The organism is Amycolatopsis sp. NPDC003861, from assembly GCF_053605405.1.
Map to the genome: position 1 here is coordinate 98,768 of NZ_JBSGJD010000002.1, position 16,785 is coordinate 115,552.

Sequence of the window (16,785 nt, forward strand, 5' to 3'; positions counted from 1 at the left end):
TCCTCCTCGGTTAGTGAACACTCACCAGGTAGGGTGAGTGTTCACTAACCACGCTGAGAACGCACTCAGGGAGCCGCTATGGGAAGCCGCGAAGAGATCGTCGCCGCGGCCGCGAAGGTGATGCGCGAGCAGGGCTACGCCCACGCGACGACGAAGGTCATCGCGCAGACCGCGGGTTACTCGGAGGCGATGCTCTACAAGCACTTCCGCGACAAGACCGACCTGTTCCGCAGCGTGCTGGCCGAGGAATTGCCCGCGCTGGGCACCCTCCTCGCCGAGCTGACCGCGGACCCCGGGCGGGCGCCGCTGCGGGACAACCTCGTCCGCCTGACCCGGCTCGGCCTGGCGTTCTACGTCGACAGCTTCCCGATCGCCGTCTCGATGTTCTCGTCGAAGGAACTGCTGCGCTCCCACCGCGAACGGTTGCGGGGACACGGCCCGCACCTGCCCCTGCGCGGGGTCGCGGACTACCTGCGGGCGGAGCGGGCCCTGGGCCGGATCAAGGCGGAGGCCGACGTCGAGGCGGCCGCGGCCCTCCTGCTGGGGGCCTGCTTCCAGCAGGCGTTCCTGGCCACGTTCGAAGAGCGCGAGCCCGCCGACTTCGCCGAGCGGCTGGCGGACACGTTGCTCGCCGCGTTGTAGCGGCTGCCGCCGGATGGTGGCTGGAGTGGATCAGACCACCCTGCCAGCTGGCTCGGCCAAAGTCATGCTCCGGTGCGTGGCGACCCGGCGCGATCAGGCGTTCTTCTCCTCGCGCATCTTGTGCCAGCGCTCGTACATGTTGTTGAGCTCCTCGAGCATGAACGACAGGAAGTCCCGCATCTCGGCGAGCCGCTTGCCCGACGGGGTGTCCTCGCCGAGGGCGTCGATGCCGTTCTCGGCCGCGTCTCGCCACATGATGATCATGCGGTCGCGCTTCATGAACGTGGCGTACCAGAGGTCGTCGTAGAGGCGGTAGTGGTCACGGCGCTCGCCGGGCTCGCGCTCCTTGGCGACCAGGCCGATCTGCTCGAGGTAGCGGACCGCGCCGGACACCGCGGCCGGGCTGACCGACAGCTGGGCGGCCAGGTCGGCGGCGGTCAGCCGGCCCTCGTCGGTGGTCATCAGCGCGGCGAACACCCGCGCCGGCATGCGTTGCATCCCGATCTGCGACAGCACGAGCCCGAGGCTCTCGACGTACCGGCGGACGGCGTCTTCATCTCGCTGCACTTCAGGCGTCGTCATCGGCCCATCCTTCCGTACCCGTCCCCCATGATCACTCGATCTAGATATTTTCTTAACTTCACAACTTCGTGAAGCGAGTGTAGCTTCCGAACCATGGAAAACGCCATTTCGGTCACCGGCCTGCACAAGTCGTTCGGCCGGACCAAGGCCCTCGACGGCCTGGACCTGCAGGTACCCGCTGGGGAGGTGCACGGCTTCCTCGGCCCCAACGGCGCGGGGAAGTCGACCACCGTCCGGGTGCTGCTCGGCCTGCTCCACGCGGACTCGGGGGACGTCCGGCTGCTCGGCGGCGACCCCTGGAAGGACGCCGCGAGCCTGCACCGCCGCCTGGCCTACGTGCCCGGCGACGTCAACCTCTGGCCCAACCTCTCCGGCGGCGAGGTGATCGACCTGCTCGGGCGCCTGCGCGGCGGCCTGGACGAGAAGCGCCGCGCGGACCTCATCGAGCGCTTCGACCTCGACCCGAAGAAGAAGGGGCGGACGTACTCGAAGGGCAACCGGCAGAAGGTCGCCATCGTCGCCGCCCTCGCCTCCCGCGTGGACCTGCTGATCCTCGACGAGCCGACGTCCGGCCTCGACCCGCTGATGGAGGCGACCTTCCAGGACGCCATCCAGGAGGAGCGCGAGCAGGGCCGGACCGTGCTGCTCTCCAGCCACATCCTCGCCGAGGTCGAGGCGCTGTGCGACAAGGTCAGCATCATCCGCAACGGCCGCACGGTCGAGTCGGGCACGCTCGCCGAGCTGCGGCACCTGACCCGGACGTCGATCACCGCCGAGCTCGCCGGGCCGCCGAACGGGCTCACCGAGCTGGCCGACATCCACGACCTCAAGGTCGAAGGCAACCGCGTCCGCTTCGACGTCGAGACGCGCTCGCTCGACGAAGCTCTCCGGCAGCTCACCGAGGTCGGCGTCCGGAGCCTGGTCAGCCAGCCGCCGACGCTGGAGGAACTGTTCCTGCGCCACTACACGACCGAAGCGGGTGCGAAATGACCGCGACGCTCACCCGCCCCGAAGCCGCGGTGGCGCCCGCGCACGAACTGGCCGGCACCGGGCACCTCACCCGGCTCGCACTGCGCCGCGACCGCGTGGTCCTGCCGATCTGGATCGTCCTGCTCAGCGTCGTCCCGGCGAGCACGGTCAACACGTTCGCGCAGTTCTACCCGACCGTCGCCGACCGGCTCGCCCTGCAGGCGGGCGCGAACGCCAACCCGTCCTACGCGCTGCTCTACGGCCCGCCCTTCGACCTGACCACGGCCGGCGGGTTCATCGCCTGGCGCATGTGCGGGTTCCTGGCGCTGCTCACCGGGCTGATGGTCGTCTTCACGGTCACCCGGCACACCCGCGCCGAGGAGGACACCGGGCGCGCGGAACTGCTCGCGTCCGCGGTGGTCGGCCGGTACGCGGCGCTGACGACGGCACTGGTGGTGGCCGGCGGCGCGAGCGTGCTGACCGGGCTGATCCAGGCGGTCACGCTGATCGGCGCCGGCCTGCCCGCGGCCGGTTCGCTCGCCTTCGGCGCGGCGGAAGCCCTGGCCGGGCTGGTGTTCACGGCCGTCGCGGCGGTCGCCGTCCAGCTGGCCGAGTACTCCCGGACCGCCAACGGCATCGGGACCGCCGTGGTCGGCGCCGCGTTCCTGCTCCGCGGCGCCGGGGATTCCACTGTGGACGCCCGCTGGCTGTCCTGGCTGTCGCCGATCGGCTGGGTGCAGCAGGTGCGGGCGTTCGCCGGGGAACGCTGGTGGGTGCTCCTGCTGCCGGTGGGGTTCGCGCTGGTCGTCGGCGCGGCCGGGTACTGGCTGCTGCCCCGCCGCGACGTCGGCGTCGGCATCCTGCCGCCCCGCCCGGGTCCGGCCCGCGCCGCGGCGAGCCTGCGCTCCCCGCTCGCCCTCGCCTGGCGGCTGCACCGGGGTCCGCTGCTGGGCTGGCTCATCGGCACGGCCGTGGTCGGCGCGGTGTTCGGCTCGATCGCCAGCGGCATCGGCGACCTGGTCGGCTCGAGCCCGCAGGCGCAGCAGATCTTCGAGCGGCTCGGCGGCAGCCACGCGCTGACGCAGGCGTTCCTCGCCGCGATGGCCGGGATGTTCGCCATGGTCGCGTCGCTCTACGGCGTCCAGGCGGTGCTGCGGATGCGCGGCGAGGAGACCGCGATCCGGCTCGAACCGGTGCTGGCCACCAGCGTCGGGAAGCTGCGCTGGGCGGGCGGCCACCTGGTGTTCGCCTTCTTCGGCACGGCGGCGCTGCTGCTGTCCGGCGGGGTGTTCATGGGCCTGGCGAACGGGCTGCGCACCGGCGACGTCGGCGGCTCGCTCGCGGACACCCTGTCCGGGATGCTCGTCCAGCTGCCCGCGGCCTGGGTGGTGGTCGCGCTCGCGGTGACGATCTTCGGGCTGCTGCCGGGCTTCTCGGCGGCGGCGTGGGCGGTCGGGGCGCTGGCGCTGCTGCTGAGCCTGTTCGGCCCGATCGTCAACCTGCCGCAGGTGGTGCTGGACGTCTCGCCGTTCCAGCACCCGCCGAAGATCCCGGGCCAGGAGTTCACCGCGACGCCGCTGGTGTGGCTGGTGGCGGTGGCCGTCGTCGCGCTGGTCGCCGGGCTGACCGGCTGGAAGCGCCGGGACGTCGGCTAACGCACCCGCAGCTCGTGGTCGGGACCGGCCACGAGCTGCGCCTGCGGGCCGCCCTTCCCGCAGCCGGGCCCGTTCGCCTCGACGAAGGCCGGCGTCACCTCGATGGTGTGCGGTTTCCCGTCGTCGAACCGGACGGTGACCCGGACCGGTTCGGCGGGCAGGCCGGGGAGGTCCGCGAAGCCGTGGAGCCCGCCGGTCGGGACCATCGACGTGCCGCACGAGCTGTCCGGGCCGGTGCCGGTGCAGGTCGTCGCGCCCGCCGACGTCTCGGGGTAAAGACCGAGGTCGCGCGTCAGGCACTGGCCGCGCCAGCAGGCTTCGAGGGCGGCTTTCGCGATGCCGTTGGGGGCCGGGACAGACAGGCTGATGCCGATCGGGACGCCGATGGCCGTGCAGGCGAGCTCCGGCCCGGCACAACCCGCCGTCAGGAGCATCGCGAACCCCAGTGCGTAACGCATGCCGACCAGACGGAACCGGCGGCCGCCGGGTTGCATCCTCAGTCGCGCCATCCGCTGGTGAACGGCAACACGGGCGTCTGCGAGGTGGGGGTGGCCGAGGGCGTCGGCTCCACAGTGACCTCGACGAAGCTGGTGGTGGTCGTCGGCGGAGAGATCTCCACGGACGTGACCGTGGACGGCGGCGCGGAGGTGGTGACGGTGACGGGAACCGCGGCAACGGTCTTGGTCGGCGGCGTGATGGTGTCGACGGTGCGAGGCGTGCTCCGCCCGGCGATGAGCAGCGCGGCGACCAGCAAGCCGGTGGCGAACCCGGCGAGCCCCGTGACCGCGGCGGAGCCCCAGGTAGGTCGGCCGCTCATCCGGGCACCCCCTCGCCACGCGCAGCGCAGGTACGAGGACTAACTCGCGTTGATCTTACGTCGTGTTACCCGATGCGCACCCCGGAGATTTCCCGGCCTGCACGGCTTGCAGGCCGTCGACGACCACCCGGACCAGGTGCGCGCTGCCCGGGGCGTACCGCTCGACGGCGAGGCAACCGACGATGAGCGCCCGCAGGTCGTCGCCGTCGATGTCGGGGCGGATGGTGCCGCTCGCCTGCGCCCGGGCGAGCAGCTCGGCCAGCGCGGCGCGGAACTCCTCGCCCGCGCCGGCCTTGAAGGCGTGGCCGCCGGCCTCGGCCAAGGCGTCGCAGATCGCCCGGTTGAGGGACGCCTGCTTGATCACCCGGACGAAGTAGTCGACGAAGACCTCGCCGGGGTCCTCCGCAGTGGCGAGCGCGCGGGCTTCCTCGGCGAACTGCTGGATCCGTTCGAGGACCACGGCCTGGAACAGGGCTTCCTTGCTGGGGAAGTGCCGGTAGACGGTCCCGGCCCCGACGCCCGCGAGCCGCGCGATGTCGTCGAGCGGCACGGCGAGGCCGTCCAGCGCGAAGGCCTCCTCGGCGGCGGCCAGCACCTTGGCCCGGTTGCGCCGGGCGTCGGCGCGCATCTTCTCCATCAGTTCTCCTCGTTGACAACCGGAACGATCGCTCCGTATCGTCCTAAGCGGGCCCACCGTTCCGATTCAACGCCCAGTTTGGCAGGAGAATTCCGATGCCGCAGACCACCCCCGAAATCGCCGCCCTGGTCCGCGAGGGGATGGCCACCTTCGACGCCTCCCGGTTCGCTTCCCTGATCGCCGCCGACGCGGTGTTCGAAGTGCCGTTCCGGGGACAGCGGATCGAAGGACGCGAGGCCGTGGTGTCGACGTTGACCGACGGCGGCACCCGGGCCCGGGCGGCCGGCCTGACGGGAGCGCAGGTCACGACCACCCTCTCGGAGTCGGGGTTCGTGGTGGAAGTGGTCGTCTCGGGCCCCGGTGTGGAGTTCCCGTCCTCGGTCGGGATCGTGACGGTCGCGGACGGCGAAATCACGTCCTACCGCGACTACCCGAACGTTTCGGCCGCTTCGAAGCTCACGCGGGCGGTGTTCGACCGGTTCCTCGCCGCCTCGGTGGAGAACCGCTGGGACGACCTCGCCGACCTGTACGCCGAAGACGTCGTCCTCGAGATGCCGTTCACCCTCCCGGGCGTGCCTCGCGTGACCGAGGGCCGCGAAGAGCTGCGCCGCCGTTTTCGCGCCGCCGCCGAGTCGCGGCGGATCACCAAGGCCGAGAACGTCGTGGTCCACGAGACGAACGACCCCGGCACCCTGGTCGCCGAGTTCGACCTGCACCAGGAAGTCCGCGGCACGGCCTTCGCCGTCTCCTACGTCATGGTCCTCACCGTCCGGGACGGGCGGATCGCCCGCTCCCGCGACTACACCGACACCGCCGCCGCGGCGGAACGGTTCAAGGCGTGGTCGCCCGCTGGCTCGTCGGCGGGATGAACAGCCGCTCGAACGTGCTCACCGTGTGCTCCCACACGCCGGGCACCAGCAGCACCCCGAGCAGCGCGAACACCGGAAAGATGAGCCGCTTCTCGACCTTCTTGCCGGTCCGGAAGCGCAGCACCCGCGGCGGCCGGATCTCGTACCACGTCTCGCCCGCGATGGGGATCGGGAACAGGAACGGGCACCCGGCCTCGGTCAGGGCGTCGCCCAGGCAGTGGGTCAGGCACCCGGCCGCCACCGCGATCCCGAGCCAGCCCGAAATGGACTCCAGTTCACCCGCCCGATCGGGCGGGGCCGTGAAGAACCACCACGCCACCGCCGCTCCGCTCACCGGCAGGAGCCAGTCGCCCAGGGCGCCTTCGGCCAGCATCAGGCCGAAGACGACCACGCCGACGACCGCCCACGGGCCGCCTTCCGTCGTGCCCCACGACGTCAGCAGGCCGAGGCCAGCCGCGAACAGGACCGTGTGGGACAGGTGGCGGTGCTTGCCGGAGACCTTCTCGTCCCGCGGGCCCTTCGTCAGCGCGTAGAAGCCCGCCGAGACGCGGCGCAGCACCCAGGACAACGCGCCCGTCAGCCAGCCGAGGAGGCGGGACGCGCTCGCCCCGGGGTGGTCGAGGTCGGGCAGCAGGGCGAACCCCGCCGTGGTCGCCGCGAAGACGACCGCCTGGTGCACCGAACCCGCCCCCACCGCGGGCGCCAGGGCCAAGCCCGCGCACCAGCCGGTCAGGGCGTGCGTCCGCCCCATCATCGTGCCGCCCCCAGGTCCGCGAACGAAATCAGTCCGCGGAACCGTAGCGGGCGGTCAGGCTTGGGGGTCTTCCGACACGCTCAGGTGTTCGGCCACGCCGGTGAGCTCGATCACGCGGCTCACCGCGGGGCTCGGGACGACCGCGAGTTCGACATCCTGCTCGCCGGCCTGGCGTTGTGCGCGGAGCACCACGTTCAGCGCTGAGGAATCGAAGAAGGTCACCCCGGTCAGATCGGCCACGACCCGCTGCGCGCGCTTGTCCGCGATCAGCCCCGCCAGGGCCTCCTGCAGCTGCGGGCTGGTCAGCAGGTCGAGCTCGCCGGTGACCACCACCCGGGGTTCCGTCGCGTCGGTGTCCAGCGTGATGCCGAACCCGGGCGGGGTGGCGTTCTGGTCGGCTGCGGGCATGCAGTTTCTCCTCGTCAGGCGCTGCTCCTGCGCCGGGTACGCGCCTGTTGTCTCAAGCGGCAACCGTGTCACCGTGCCTTTCCAAAGCTCGCGCCTGGCACGGTCAAGGCAACTCCGGGGCCAACCCTAACCCAGGAAGCGACCGCACCCGCCACGGCCGCCGCCCTTTCGCGTGTACTGCTCACCGGCGATCAAATCCTGCCTGCTCAGCGCTCTGCTCAGTGCGCACCGACGGCCTTCCGCGCCGCCCTGCGCTGGCGCAGGAACAACTGCCGCCGTTCGATCTCGCCGAGGCCGCCCCAGATGCCATACGGCTCCTGTACGGTCATCGCGTGCGTGCGGCACTGGGCCAGGACCGGGCAGGTCTGGCAGATGGCCTTGGCGCGCGACTCCCGCCGCTCCCGCGCCGAGCCCCGCTCGTTGTCCGTGTGGAAGAACAGGCTGCTGTCCGCACCCCGGCAGGAGCCGCGCAGCTGCCATTCCCACTCTTCAGCAACCACGTTGGGCAGCCGGCTCACGTCAGCCATGTCGTCCCCGCCTTTCCCAGGATCTCCCGTGTCGACCGCTACATGCCCGCCGGTGGAGCGGATCAAACCCGGGTTTGGTTTGCTCACCCCACGGGCATCTCGCTGACCGGGCGTGGCAGAGACCGCCGATCCCCGGCAGCGCGAGTGCGGAGAAAGGAACAAACGTGGAGGACAACGCCCCGCTCGTCCCGGAAGGCGCGCAGGTCATCGAGGTGCGGACGGCCGCGATCCCGCACGTCGTGCCCACGCTGCGGACCATCGTGGCCGACATCGCGATGCGCCAGGACTTCGACCTCGACGCCGTCGAGGACCTCCGGATGGCGGTGGACGAGGCGTGCTCGTTGCTGCTCCCCGCCAGTTCGGACGGCCGGCTGACCTGCGTCTTCTCCTGGAACGGGCCGCGCATCGAGGTCTCGGTGTCGGTACTGGCCGACAGCGCCGACCACGAGGACGACGCCGGCCTGTCGTGGCAGCTGCTGACCGCGCTCGCGACGTCGGCCGAGCGCACGATCACGCCGGAGAACGGCGGCTACCTGTCGCGAGTGGACCTCGTCCGGGAGAGCCAGGCGGCGGACTCGTGAGCGATCCCGCCGGGAGCAGCGAGGGCGACCTCGACGTCGGCGCGCTGTTCCGCCAACTCGCCGCCGCGGCGGCGGGCTCGCCGGAGCGCGAGCGCATCCGCGACACCCTCGTGCGCGCGCACCTGGAGCTGGCGCGGAACCTGGCCCGGAAGTTCCGCAACCGGGACGAGGCGATGGAGGACCTGATCCAGATCGCCACGGTCGGGCTGATCCACGCCGTCGACCGGTTCGACCCCGAACAGGGAACGGACTTCCTCGCGTTCGCCGTCCCCACGATCTCCGGGGAGCTGCGGCACCACTTCCGGGACAACAGCTGGTCGGTGCGGGTGCCGCGGCGGCTCAAGGAGCTGAACGCGAACATCTCCGCGGCGCGCGAGGAGCTCACCGTGCAGCTCTCGCGCGCGCCGAAGCCGAGTGAGATCGCCGCGCGGCTCGGGGTGCCCATCGAGGACGTCTACGAGGGACTCCGCGCCGGTCAGGGCCGGTACGGCGCGTCGCTGGACCACCTGCTGGAGAACGCGGCGCACACGCGCTTCGGGGCGCCGGACGCCGAGCTCGGCCAGGCCGAGCTGCGCGAGGCGCTGCGCCCGATGCTGGAGAGCCTGCCGGAGCGGGAGCGCAAGATCGTCGCGCTGCGGTTCGGCTCGGGGATGAGCCAGTCGGACATCGCGCGCCGTGTCGGGGTGTCCCAGATGCAGGTGTCGCGGCTACTGGCCGCGACGCTGAAGAAACTGCGGTCCGGCCTGGACGAATCCGAGCTGGCCGACGGCACCTGATTAGCCCATCCGCCACTTGGGTACTTGGCGGGCGGTACCGAACTCACTGGGAGGGGGACCGGATGACGACGTCGAGAATGCCGCAGCGTTCCGCCGCGGCGGCCGCCTCGCTGAGGGTGCTCCTCCCGGCCGACGTCACGGCTCCGGCACTGGCCCGGCACGAGGTCCGGACGGCGCTGCTGCGCCTCGGCGTGCGGGAGCAGCAGCTCGAAGACGTCCTGCTGGCGACGTCGGAGCTGGTCACCAACGCCTTCGAGCACGGTGACCGGCCCCAGCGGCTCGAGCTGGAGTACGCCGGCGGCCGGCTGACGCTGCGGGTGCACGACACCGGCCGGATGCTGCCCGAGCTGCGCGCGCCGTCCCCGGCCGAGGCGCGCAGCCGGGGGCTCGTCCTGGTCCAGGCGCTGTCGCTGGACTGGGGCTTCGAACGCTGCCCCGGCGGCAAGTACGTCTGGGCCGTGTTCGCGCTGCCGGACGCCTGATCAGCGCAGTTCGCGCGCGGCGTCGGTCTCCCCGATCCGCTCCCGGAACGGCTTGCGCTCCAGGGCCGCGGTGAGCGCGTCCAGCAGGGCCCGCAGCGAGTACGGCAACTCGGCTTCCAGCGCCTCCGTGGCCTCGGTGGTCGCCGTCCACTCCGCCTCGATCAGCGGCAACAGCTCGCGCGTCCGCGGCGTGAGCGACACGATCCGCTGGCGGGCGTCGGCGCCCGGCTCCAGGCTGACGAACCCGGCCCGGCTCATCTGCGCGACGGTCTGGCTGGCCGCCGAGTGCGTCACGCGCATCTCCCCGGCGAGGTCGCGGATGGCCAGCGGGCCGCGCGCGAGCAGCGCCCGCACCACCGGCGAGTACCGCGGCCGGTAGTCGTCGAGGCCGATGTCGGCGAGGAACTTCGCGATGTCGCCGTCGAGGACCTCGAGGACGTGACGCATCCGGGTCCCCAGTCCTTCCGGACCCGCAGTCATGGCCATGACGGCCGATCATAGGCGCCGGTCGTGTGCTTGGATCGCGGCATGGAGAACCGGAAGATCGCCCGCCTGGGCCGTGAGGTGTCCGTCGTCGGGCTCGGCTGCTGGCAGCTCGGGGCGGACTGGGGCGAGGTCGACGAGAACGACGCGCTGGCCGTGCTGCACGCGGCCGCCGACAACGGTGTCACCTTCTTCGACACCGCCGACGTCTACGGCGACGGCCGCAGCGAGCGGCTGGTCGGCCGGTTCCTCGCCGAGCGCGGGGGCATCTTCGTGGCCACCAAGATGGGCCGCCGGGTCGAGCAGGTGCCGGAGAACTACGTCGCCGCCAACTTCCGCGAGTGGAACGACCGGTCGCGCCGCAACCTCGGCGTCGACACGCTCGACCTGGTCCAGCTGCACTGCCCGCCGACGCCGGTGTACTCCTCCGACGCGGTGTACGACGCCCTCGACGCGATGGTCGACGAGGGCCGCATCAAGGCGTACGGCGTCAGCGTCGAGACCTGCGAAGAGGCGCTGACCGCGCTGGCCCGGCCGAACGTGGCGTCCGTCCAGATCATCCTCAACTGCCTTCGGCTCAAGCCCCTGGAGCGGGTGCTGCCCGCGGCGGCGGAGGCGGGCGCCGGCATCATCGCGCGCGTGCCGCTGGCGTCCGGCCTGCTGTCCGGCCGCTACACCGCGCAGACGACGTTCGCCGAGAACGACCACCGCAACTACAACCGCCACGGCGACGCCTTCGACGTCGGCGAGACGTTCTCCGGCGTGCCCTACGAGGTGGGCCTGGAGGCCGTCGAACGGCTGCGCGGGCTCGTGCCGTCCGGCCAGACGCTCGCCCAGTTCGCGCTGCGCTGGATCATCGACCAGCCGGGCGTCAGCACGGTCATCCCGGGCGCCCGCAACGCCGGGCAGGCGGAGGCGAACACCGCGGCGGCATCGCTGCAGTCGTTGTCCTCCGAGGCGCAGGCGGGCGTGCGCGAAACCTACGACGAGCTCATCCGGCCGCTGGTGCACGATCGCTGGTGAGCCCGGCATGATGGGCCGATGATGACGCCCGAAGAGCTGCTGACCACGACCAGGACCGTCCGCAAGCGCCTCGACCTCGAGCGCCCGGTGCCGCTCGACCTGGTCAAGCACTGCGTGCAGGTCGCGCTCCAGGCGCCGAGCGGCTCGAACACCCAGCGGTGGCAGTGGCTGGTCGTCACCGACGCCGGCCGGCGGGCGGCGCTCGGCGAGATCTACCGCCGGGCGTGCCACGAGTACCTCGAGTCGCCGAACGCCGCGGGCAAGCTGTTCGCGGACGACCCGGCGCGGGCCGCGGTCCAGCAGCGGGTCGGCGACAGCGTCGCCTACCTGGCCGACCGGATGGGCGACGTCCCGGTGCTGGTCGTCCCCTGCCTGGAAACGCCGTCGTCGGAACTGCCGGCCGGCAACCAGGCGGGGCTGTGGGCGTCCCTGCTGCCGGCGGTGTGGAACTACATGCTGGCGGCCCGCTCGGTGACGCTCGGGACGGCGTGGACGACGCTGCACCTGAAGTACGAGCAGGAGGCGGCCGAGGTGCTGGAGCTGCCGAAGAACGTCCACCAGGCGGCGTTGATCCCGACGGCGTTCTACACGGGCGAGACGTTCAAGCCGGCGGCGCGCCAGCCCCTCGAAGAGGTCCTGCACCTCGACCGCTGGTAAACCCGTGAAAGCCTCCTTGCCGGGGCAGATGGGGGACGTCGGCAAGGAGGCCGTCACGGCCTTTCGGCGGTCAGGTGGTCTACCGCACGGTGAGGGTCAGCCGTTGGATGCCCCAGGCGTCGGCCTGGGACCCGGGCAGCCAGACGTCGACGATGTCGTCCTTGATCCAGCTCCCGATGTCGGCCGCGTAGCACTCGCCGTAGCCGGGCACGGAGAACCGGGTGCCCCACGGGACGATCCGGGCGTCGACGGCGCAGAAGCCCGGACCGGCCTGGTAGCCGAGGGCGGTCTGGGCGACGTCGTTGTACGCCGTGACGCGGTAGTTCAGCGTGGTGCCGGCCGGGATCCGGTAGGCGGCGAGCCGGTTCGCGCCGTCGAGGCGGTAGGCGGTGGAGATCTGGCCGAGCGAGCCCGGAGAGTTGTCCTCCGCCGTCATCGCGTAGAGCTGGTAGTTCGCGTTCTGGCAGGGACTCGCGTCGGTGACGGTGAGCGTCGGCTGGCCCCAGTCGCTGATCCACTGCAGGGCTTGACCGTTGCGGAAAGCCCGGTAGGCCTTCGCGCCGGCGACCCGGGCGAACGTGAAGGTGACCCTGCCGTCGCTGCCCAGTCCCCCGCTGACCGAGCCGGGCGCGGGCAGCCGGTTGCCGACGTCGACGGCGCCGACGAGCGTGCCGGGGCCGTGCCCGCCGGTGACCGGGCGGTCGGGGATCGGGCCGGAATAGAAGTGCTGGCACGCGGGCAGGGTCGCGGCTTCGGCGGAAGGGGCGACGAGGAGGCTGCCGGCGGCGAGGGCCGTCAGGGCGAGGACGTGCGCGAGACGCATGGAACCTCCGTGGTGGGGACCGGGTGGAGGTGACGCGAGCGGGTTCGCCGCTGGTCCAGACCGTAAGTGGCCTGGACCACACAGTCAATAGGTCTAGACCTTTAAGCGCCGATCGGCGCAATCAGAGGTAGCTCACCAGGCGGTCGGCCAGTGGACCGGGGTGGCTGAGCGGTACGCAGTGCGGGCCGTCGAGCTCGTCCGGCTCGATGCCGAGGCGCTCGCGGGCCACCCGCCGCTGGAAGTCCGGGACGAAGAACCGGTCGTCGCGGGCCAGCAGCACCCGGGTCGGCACGTCCGGGTGGGCCGGGAGCGGCCACGGCTCGTCCCACTCCTTGCTGACCTGCTCGCGCCCGTGCGCCTGGCACGCCTCGGCCAGTTCCGCCGGGACGCCGTTGAAGAACTGCTCGGTTTCGGTCAGGCCCTTCGGCGACTCGAAACCGGTGTTGCCCCACCACTGCCCGGGCTGCTCCCCCGGCGCCGGGACCATCCCGGCCAGGTACACCAGCAGCCGCGCCCGGACCTTCGCGGCGACCAGCGGCGCGGTGAACCCGCCGTACGAATGGCCGACGACGGCGACGTCCGTGCGGTCGCCCAGCGCGGCCAGGACCGTCTCGGTGAACTCGGCCAGCCCGGCCGCGCGGTCGGTGATCGGCAGGTCGGGGGCAACGGCGTCGTGCCCGCGGGCCTCGAGCTCCGGGATGAGCAGGTGGAAGTCCCAGCCGCTGCCGCCGCCTCCGTGGATCAGCGCGAAAGTCGTCACGCGGCCCAGCTCAGCAGCGGCGCAGCATGTCGGTCAAGGCGGTCTTCTCGGCCTGCGTGATGGTCAGCCCGTAGTAGTGCTTCACGACGATCCAATCCGTCGCGTAGGTGCACCAGAAAGCCACCAGCGGCGGCTTCCACTGGTCGGGCGCCTTGTCGCTCTTCTGCTGGTTGACGTTGTCGGTGACGGCGAACAGCTGCGGCCGGGTCAGGTCGTTGGCGAACTGCTCGCGCTTCTCGGTCGTCCACGACTTCGCGCCGCTCGCCCACGCCTGTCCGAGCGGGACCATGTGGTCGATGTCGAGGTCGGTCGCCTTGGTCCAGGTCTCGTCGTCGTAGACGCTGGTCCAGGTGCCGGACAGCGCCTTGCAGTCCTTGTCGGTCTTGACGTCCTTGCCGTCGCGCTTGAGGACGACTTCGCGGGTGTCACAGCCTGACCCCTGGCTGTCCCAGTGCGGGAACTTCTCCCGCGAATAGCCGTCCATGGACGTCCGCGCGGCGATGGTCAGCTCGCCGAGCTGCTTCTGCGCATCGGCCGCACTGACCGGCACCGGCGCATCCGAGGTCGGCGGGGCCGCGCCCGCGCCTCTCGTCGCCCAGTACCCGAAGAGCGCGACGGCCAGAATCGCGATTACCAGCAGAGTTCGCTGCGTCACGCTCAGCCGAAAACCCCGGGCCGCCACGATTTTCTCCTCTCACCTGCGCGGTCGCGCGGCGTAGTCTCACCTCTGCCGGCGCAGGACAACCGCGCCGACACGACGACCTGGCGCGAATGTGACGTCGCCCACCCACGGCGGAGCTGTCACACGGAGCCGATCTTCTGCGACTACCGGAGCAGGACCCATCCGGAGGGAGCAGCCGATGCCCGGCCGGCTCAAGAAGTTCGACGAGTTCTTCCAGCGCAAAGCCGCCGAGGGCGGCAACGTCGTCGCCATGGCCCGGATGGGCCAGGCGATGCGCGAGCGCGGAGAGCCGGCCGAGGCCGAGTCGTGGTACCGCAAGGCCGCGATGGGCGGCGACCGCGTCTCGATGACGGCGCTGGCCCACCTCCTCGCCGAACGCGGCGCCCAGGAGGAGGCCGAGCGCTGGTACCACGAGGCCGCGCTGGCCGGCGAGCCGCACGGGATGCAGTACCTGGCCAAGTCCTGCGAGCGGCGCGGCAAGCGCGAAGACGCCCGGCACTGGTACGGCGAGGCGGCCCGGACCGGCGACCTGCCCTCGATGGCGGCGCTGGGCCGCATCCTGCGGGAAGAGGGCAAGGGCGAAGAGGCCGAGTCGTGGCTGCGGCAGGCCGCCGAGGCGGGCTTCACCGGCGCGATGATCGACTTGGGTCTCGTGCTGCGGGACCGCGGTCAGGCCGCCGAGGCCGGCCGCTGGTGGCGGTCCGCGGTCCAGGCCGGTGACCTCGCGGCCACCTGCCAGCTCGGCCGGCAGGCCGAGCGGCTGGGCCGGCCGGGCGACGCCGAATCGTGGTACCGCCAGGGCGCGAAGGGCGGCCACCTCGAGGCGATCACCCGCCTCGGGCTGCTGCTGCACCGCCGCGGCGACGTCGAAGAGGCGGAGAACTGGTACCTGGAGGCGGCCGAGCACGGCGACCCGGCGGCGATGACCAACCTCGGCGTCCTGGCCCGCAACCGCGGCGACGAGGGCGAAGCCGCCGCGTGGTACCGGAAGGCCGCCGAGCACGGCAGCGTCCCGGCCCTGACGAACCTCGGCCACCTCGCCGAGCACCGCGAGGACCTGGCGGCGGCCGAGCTGTGGTTCCGCCGCGCCGCCGAGACCGGCGACGTCCAGGGCATGCTCAGCCTGGCGCGCATGCTGCGGGCGCGCGGGGCGGCTCACGAGGCCGACCTGTGGCTGGCGCGGGCCGAAACCGTGCAGGACGAGCGGGAGCACCAGCACTAGCTATTGTGTGATCCACTTCACAGTTCTAGCCTGGGTGGGCACCCCAGGAGGTTGCGCAATGAGGCCACGAGTCCTGGTCGCGAGTATTGGCAACGTCTTCCTGCACGACGACGGCTTCGGTGTCGAAGTGCTCCGGGAACTGGACCGGGCGGGCCTGCCGCCGTGGGTGCAGATCGCCGACTACGACATCGCCACGGTCCACCTGGCCTACGACCTGACCGGCGGCTACGACACGACGATCCTGCTCGACGCCACCCCGCACGGCGAGGCACCGGGCACGCTGTCCCTGGCCTCGGCGGCGGACACGCACGACCTCCCCGGCGACGCGGTCGTCCGCCTCCTCCGGCTCCTGGGCGGCGACGCGGGCCGGGTCCTGGTCCTGAGCTGCGAACCGGCGTGCGTCGACGGCGGCCTCGGCCTGTCGGCGGCGGTCCGGGCCGCGGTCCCGGCCGCGGCGCGGGTGGTCACCGAACTGGCCTGGGGCGCGAGCCCGGCCCTGCCGGTCAAGGAGAAGACCGAAGTCTGACCCGCTCGGCCAGGTCGGGCAGCTGCCGCAGGGCTTCGAGGACCACGTTGACCGCCGCGCGGGGTGGGGATCCGCGGCGGGTGGCCGCCACGATCGTGCGGGTCACCGGGGTGGCCAGCTCGCGGGTGGCCACGTGGTACCGGCCGTCCACCGCCAGGCCCGGCAGCAGGGCGATCGACAAGCCGGCTTCGACGTGTTGCAACGTCATCAGGTAGTTGCTGAAGCGGCACACCACCCGCGGCTCGAAGCCCGACTCGCGGCACAGGCGCAGCGTCAGGTTCGCCATGTACGACTGCGGCATGTCCAGCGCCCAGGCCGCGTCCGCGTAGGCCGACAGGACCGCCGGGCCGCGAGGGGCGTCCGGCGGGGTCACCAGCACGATCGGGTCCGTGGCCAGCGGGACGATGTCGAGGTCGGGGCCCAGCGGAAGCTCGACGAAGTCGGTCGTGGTGATGATGACGTCGGCGTCGCCGCCGCGCAGGGCCGGGATGCTTTCGTGCGGTTCCAGCTCCAGGAGCTGGACCTCGAGGTCCGGGTGCGCCAGCCGGGTCACCGCCGGGACGGCCAGGGTGTGGATCGCGCTCTGGAACGCGCCGAGCCGGACCAGGCCGGCCGGCTCGTCGCCGAGGCTGCGCAGTTCCGCCTCGACCGTGTCCATGTGGTCGAGGATCACCCGCGCCCGGCGGGCCAGCATCAGGCCCGCCGGCGTGAGGCGGACCCGGCGGCCGGTGCGTTCCAGCAGCTGGGTGCGGGTTTCCGCTTCGAGGACGGCCAGTTGCTGCGACACGCTCGACGCGCTCAGGTTCGCGTCCTGCGCCACCGCGCGGACCGTGCCCAGCGTGTCGAGCCGGCTCAGCAGGCGCAGGCGCCACGGGTTCAGCATCCGCCGATTGTGCGGCAAAACCGAACA

At 71.9% G+C, this 16,785-nt stretch carries 23 protein-coding genes; 11 read left to right on the forward strand and 12 right to left on the reverse strand.

Annotated elements, in window-relative coordinates:
- Window positions 1–78 precede the first annotated feature (78 nt).
- Window positions 79–642: a TetR/AcrR family transcriptional regulator gene (locus ACWEVN_RS01120; RefSeq protein ID WP_449685558.1), complete on the forward strand. Its 564-nt coding sequence runs from the start codon at window positions 79–81 to the stop codon at window positions 640–642.
- Between the two features lie 93 nt (window positions 643–735).
- Here the strand turns inward: ACWEVN_RS01120 and ACWEVN_RS01125 are convergent, their stop codons facing one another.
- Window positions 736–1,224 (reverse strand): GbsR/MarR family transcriptional regulator, encoded by a 489-nt coding sequence (locus tag ACWEVN_RS01125; protein WP_310968076.1) that lies wholly within the window; start codon window positions 1,222–1,224, stop codon window positions 736–738.
- 93 nt (window positions 1,225–1,317) lie between these two features.
- Between ACWEVN_RS01125 and ACWEVN_RS01130 the strand changes: the two genes are divergently transcribed.
- Window positions 1,318–2,214, forward strand: coding sequence for an ABC transporter ATP-binding protein (locus tag ACWEVN_RS01130; RefSeq protein ID WP_449685557.1), 897 nt, complete (start codon window positions 1,318–1,320; stop codon window positions 2,212–2,214).
- Window positions 2,211–3,848: an ABC transporter permease gene (locus ACWEVN_RS01135; RefSeq protein WP_452049789.1), complete on the forward strand. Its 1,638-nt coding sequence runs from the start codon at window positions 2,211–2,213 to the stop codon at window positions 3,846–3,848. Before ACWEVN_RS01130 ends, ACWEVN_RS01135 begins: the two co-directional genes overlap by 4 nt.
- Here the strand turns inward: ACWEVN_RS01135 and ACWEVN_RS01140 are convergent.
- From ACWEVN_RS01140 to ACWEVN_RS01150, 3 genes are read right to left on the reverse strand one after another with little or no spacing between them, the layout of a single operon-like run.
- Entirely contained in the window at window positions 3,845–4,306 is a 462-nt protein-coding gene (locus ACWEVN_RS01140) for a hypothetical protein (protein ID WP_449685555.1), read from the reverse strand. The two genes, ACWEVN_RS01135 and ACWEVN_RS01140, sit on opposite strands and share 4 nt — an antisense overlap.
- 38 nt (window positions 4,307–4,344) lie before the next feature.
- The gene (locus ACWEVN_RS01145) at window positions 4,345–4,665 is read right to left on the reverse strand and encodes a hypothetical protein (protein WP_449685554.1); all 321 of its coding nucleotides are present in this window, start codon (window positions 4,663–4,665) and stop codon (window positions 4,345–4,347) included.
- Window positions 4,666–4,720: 55 nt separating this feature from the next.
- A complete protein-coding gene (locus ACWEVN_RS01150; RefSeq protein WP_452049790.1) occupies window positions 4,721–5,302 on the reverse strand; it encodes a TetR/AcrR family transcriptional regulator in 582 nt (193 codons plus the stop codon).
- 95 nt (window positions 5,303–5,397) lie between these two features.
- Between ACWEVN_RS01150 and ACWEVN_RS01155 the strand changes: the two genes are divergently transcribed.
- Window positions 5,398–6,171 carry a nuclear transport factor 2 family protein gene (locus ACWEVN_RS01155; protein ID WP_452049791.1) on the forward strand — a complete coding sequence of 258 codons (774 nt, stop codon included), beginning with the start codon at window positions 5,398–5,400 and terminating at the stop codon, window positions 6,169–6,171.
- On the opposite strand, the gene ACWEVN_RS01160 is transcribed toward ACWEVN_RS01155, so the two are convergent.
- The 3 genes from ACWEVN_RS01160 to ACWEVN_RS01170 all read right to left on the reverse strand — a co-directional run bounded on the left by ACWEVN_RS01160 (window position 6,134) and on the right by ACWEVN_RS01170 (window position 7,860).
- Window positions 6,134–6,922, reverse strand: a complete 789-nt coding sequence (locus ACWEVN_RS01160; protein ID WP_310968499.1) for a metal-dependent hydrolase — start codon at window positions 6,920–6,922, stop codon at window positions 6,134–6,136. The two genes, ACWEVN_RS01155 and ACWEVN_RS01160, sit on opposite strands and share 38 nt — an antisense overlap.
- A gap of 57 nt (window positions 6,923–6,979) precedes the next feature.
- Window positions 6,980–7,333 carry an STAS domain-containing protein gene (locus tag ACWEVN_RS01165; protein WP_003078104.1) on the reverse strand — a complete coding sequence of 118 codons (354 nt, stop codon included), beginning with the start codon at window positions 7,331–7,333 and terminating at the stop codon, window positions 6,980–6,982.
- A gap of 218 nt (window positions 7,334–7,551) precedes the next feature.
- The gene (locus ACWEVN_RS01170; RefSeq protein WP_400865238.1) at window positions 7,552–7,860 is read right to left on the reverse strand and encodes a WhiB family transcriptional regulator; all 309 of its coding nucleotides are present in this window, start codon (window positions 7,858–7,860) and stop codon (window positions 7,552–7,554) included.
- Window positions 7,861–8,024: 164 nt separating this feature from the next.
- Between ACWEVN_RS01170 and ACWEVN_RS01175 the strand changes: the two genes are divergently transcribed.
- The 3 genes from ACWEVN_RS01175 (at window position 8,025) to ACWEVN_RS01185 (ending at window position 9,699) form a co-directional block, all read left to right on the forward strand.
- Entirely contained in the window at window positions 8,025–8,441 is a 417-nt protein-coding gene (locus tag ACWEVN_RS01175; RefSeq protein ID WP_449685551.1) for an anti-sigma factor, read from the forward strand.
- Window positions 8,438–9,217: a SigB/SigF/SigG family RNA polymerase sigma factor gene (locus ACWEVN_RS01180; RefSeq protein WP_449685550.1), complete on the forward strand. Its 780-nt coding sequence runs from the start codon at window positions 8,438–8,440 to the stop codon at window positions 9,215–9,217. Before ACWEVN_RS01175 ends, ACWEVN_RS01180 begins: the two co-directional genes overlap by 4 nt.
- A 62-nt stretch (window positions 9,218–9,279) precedes the next feature.
- The gene (locus ACWEVN_RS01185) at window positions 9,280–9,699 is read left to right on the forward strand and encodes an ATP-binding protein (RefSeq protein ID WP_449685549.1); all 420 of its coding nucleotides are present in this window, start codon (window positions 9,280–9,282) and stop codon (window positions 9,697–9,699) included.
- Here the strand turns inward: ACWEVN_RS01185 and ACWEVN_RS01190 are convergent, their stop codons facing one another.
- Window positions 9,700–10,146: a MarR family winged helix-turn-helix transcriptional regulator gene (locus tag ACWEVN_RS01190; protein WP_452049792.1), complete on the reverse strand. Its 447-nt coding sequence runs from the start codon at window positions 10,144–10,146 to the stop codon at window positions 9,700–9,702.
- A gap of 81 nt (window positions 10,147–10,227) precedes the next feature.
- Between ACWEVN_RS01190 and ACWEVN_RS01195 the strand changes: the two genes are divergently transcribed.
- Both ACWEVN_RS01195 and ACWEVN_RS01200 read left to right on the forward strand, forming a co-directional pair.
- Window positions 10,228–11,205, forward strand: coding sequence for an aldo/keto reductase (locus ACWEVN_RS01195; protein WP_452049793.1), 978 nt, complete (start codon window positions 10,228–10,230; stop codon window positions 11,203–11,205).
- Window positions 11,206–11,223: 18 nt separating this feature from the next.
- Window positions 11,224–11,862: a nitroreductase family protein gene (locus ACWEVN_RS01200; RefSeq protein ID WP_452049794.1), complete on the forward strand. Its 639-nt coding sequence runs from the start codon at window positions 11,224–11,226 to the stop codon at window positions 11,860–11,862.
- A 79-nt stretch (window positions 11,863–11,941) separates the two neighbouring features.
- Here the strand turns inward: ACWEVN_RS01200 and ACWEVN_RS01205 are convergent, their stop codons facing one another.
- The 3 genes from ACWEVN_RS01205 to ACWEVN_RS01215 form a co-directional block, all read right to left on the reverse strand.
- On the reverse strand, window positions 11,942–12,685 hold the full coding sequence (locus ACWEVN_RS01205; RefSeq protein WP_452049795.1) for a 3D domain-containing protein: 744 nt from the start codon (window positions 12,683–12,685) through the stop codon (window positions 11,942–11,944).
- A 121-nt stretch (window positions 12,686–12,806) separates the two neighbouring features.
- Window positions 12,807–13,445, reverse strand: coding sequence for an alpha/beta fold hydrolase (locus tag ACWEVN_RS01210; protein WP_449685546.1), 639 nt, complete (start codon window positions 13,443–13,445; stop codon window positions 12,807–12,809).
- Window positions 13,446–13,455: 10 nt separating this feature from the next.
- A complete protein-coding gene (locus tag ACWEVN_RS01215) occupies window positions 13,456–14,127 on the reverse strand; it encodes an HNH endonuclease family protein (protein ID WP_452049796.1) in 672 nt (223 codons plus the stop codon).
- Between the two features lie 178 nt (window positions 14,128–14,305).
- On the opposite strand from ACWEVN_RS01215, the gene ACWEVN_RS01220 reads away from it, so the two are divergent.
- Both ACWEVN_RS01220 and ACWEVN_RS01225 read left to right on the forward strand, forming a co-directional pair.
- The gene (locus ACWEVN_RS01220; RefSeq protein ID WP_449685544.1) at window positions 14,306–15,349 is read left to right on the forward strand and encodes a tetratricopeptide repeat protein; all 1,044 of its coding nucleotides are present in this window, start codon (window positions 14,306–14,308) and stop codon (window positions 15,347–15,349) included.
- 58 nt (window positions 15,350–15,407) lie between these two features.
- Window positions 15,408–15,875, forward strand: coding sequence for a hydrogenase maturation protease (locus ACWEVN_RS01225; RefSeq protein WP_452049797.1), 468 nt, complete (start codon window positions 15,408–15,410; stop codon window positions 15,873–15,875).
- Here the strand turns inward: ACWEVN_RS01225 and ACWEVN_RS01230 are convergent.
- Entirely contained in the window at window positions 15,853–16,758 is a 906-nt protein-coding gene (locus tag ACWEVN_RS01230) for a LysR family transcriptional regulator (protein WP_452049798.1), read from the reverse strand. The genes ACWEVN_RS01225 and ACWEVN_RS01230 overlap by 23 nt on opposite strands.
- Window positions 16,759–16,785 lie beyond the last annotated feature (27 nt).

What these genes read in the sequence shown, in the direction of transcription:
- ACWEVN_RS01120 (WP_449685558.1), top strand. Translation starts at nt 79, where the DNA reads ATGGGAAGCCGCGAAGAGATCGTCGCCGCGGCCGCGAAGGTGATGCGC.
- ACWEVN_RS01125 (WP_310968076.1), bottom strand. Translation starts at nt 1,224, where the DNA reads ATGACGACGCCTGAAGTGCAGCGAGATGAAGACGCCGTCCGCCGGTAC.
- ACWEVN_RS01130 (WP_449685557.1), top strand. Translation starts at nt 1,318, where the DNA reads ATGGAAAACGCCATTTCGGTCACCGGCCTGCACAAGTCGTTCGGCCGG.
- ACWEVN_RS01135 (WP_452049789.1), top strand. Translation starts at nt 2,211, where the DNA reads ATGACCGCGACGCTCACCCGCCCCGAAGCCGCGGTGGCGCCCGCGCAC.
- ACWEVN_RS01140 (WP_449685555.1), bottom strand. Translation starts at nt 4,306, where the DNA reads ATGCGTTACGCACTGGGGTTCGCGATGCTCCTGACGGCGGGTTGTGCC.
- ACWEVN_RS01145 (WP_449685554.1), bottom strand. Translation starts at nt 4,665, where the DNA reads ATGAGCGGCCGACCTACCTGGGGCTCCGCCGCGGTCACGGGGCTCGCC.
- ACWEVN_RS01150 (WP_452049790.1), bottom strand. Translation starts at nt 5,302, where the DNA reads ATGGAGAAGATGCGCGCCGACGCCCGGCGCAACCGGGCCAAGGTGCTG.
- ACWEVN_RS01155 (WP_452049791.1), top strand. Translation starts at nt 5,398, where the DNA reads ATGCCGCAGACCACCCCCGAAATCGCCGCCCTGGTCCGCGAGGGGATG.
- ACWEVN_RS01160 (WP_310968499.1), bottom strand. Translation starts at nt 6,922, where the DNA reads ATGGGGCGGACGCACGCCCTGACCGGCTGGTGCGCGGGCTTGGCCCTG.
- ACWEVN_RS01165 (WP_003078104.1), bottom strand. Translation starts at nt 7,333, where the DNA reads ATGCCCGCAGCCGACCAGAACGCCACCCCGCCCGGGTTCGGCATCACG.
- ACWEVN_RS01170 (WP_400865238.1), bottom strand. Translation starts at nt 7,860, where the DNA reads ATGGCTGACGTGAGCCGGCTGCCCAACGTGGTTGCTGAAGAGTGGGAA.
- ACWEVN_RS01185 (WP_449685549.1), top strand. Translation starts at nt 9,280, where the DNA reads ATGACGACGTCGAGAATGCCGCAGCGTTCCGCCGCGGCGGCCGCCTCG.
- ACWEVN_RS01190 (WP_452049792.1), bottom strand. Translation starts at nt 10,146, where the DNA reads ATGCGTCACGTCCTCGAGGTCCTCGACGGCGACATCGCGAAGTTCCTC.
- ACWEVN_RS01195 (WP_452049793.1), top strand. Translation starts at nt 10,228, where the DNA reads ATGGAGAACCGGAAGATCGCCCGCCTGGGCCGTGAGGTGTCCGTCGTC.
- ACWEVN_RS01200 (WP_452049794.1), top strand. Translation starts at nt 11,224, where the DNA reads ATGATGACGCCCGAAGAGCTGCTGACCACGACCAGGACCGTCCGCAAG.
- ACWEVN_RS01205 (WP_452049795.1), bottom strand. Translation starts at nt 12,685, where the DNA reads ATGCGTCTCGCGCACGTCCTCGCCCTGACGGCCCTCGCCGCCGGCAGC.
- ACWEVN_RS01220 (WP_449685544.1), top strand. Translation starts at nt 14,306, where the DNA reads ATGCCCGGCCGGCTCAAGAAGTTCGACGAGTTCTTCCAGCGCAAAGCC.
- ACWEVN_RS01225 (WP_452049797.1), top strand. Translation starts at nt 15,408, where the DNA reads ATGAGGCCACGAGTCCTGGTCGCGAGTATTGGCAACGTCTTCCTGCAC.
- ACWEVN_RS01230 (WP_452049798.1), bottom strand. Translation starts at nt 16,758, where the DNA reads ATGCTGAACCCGTGGCGCCTGCGCCTGCTGAGCCGGCTCGACACGCTG.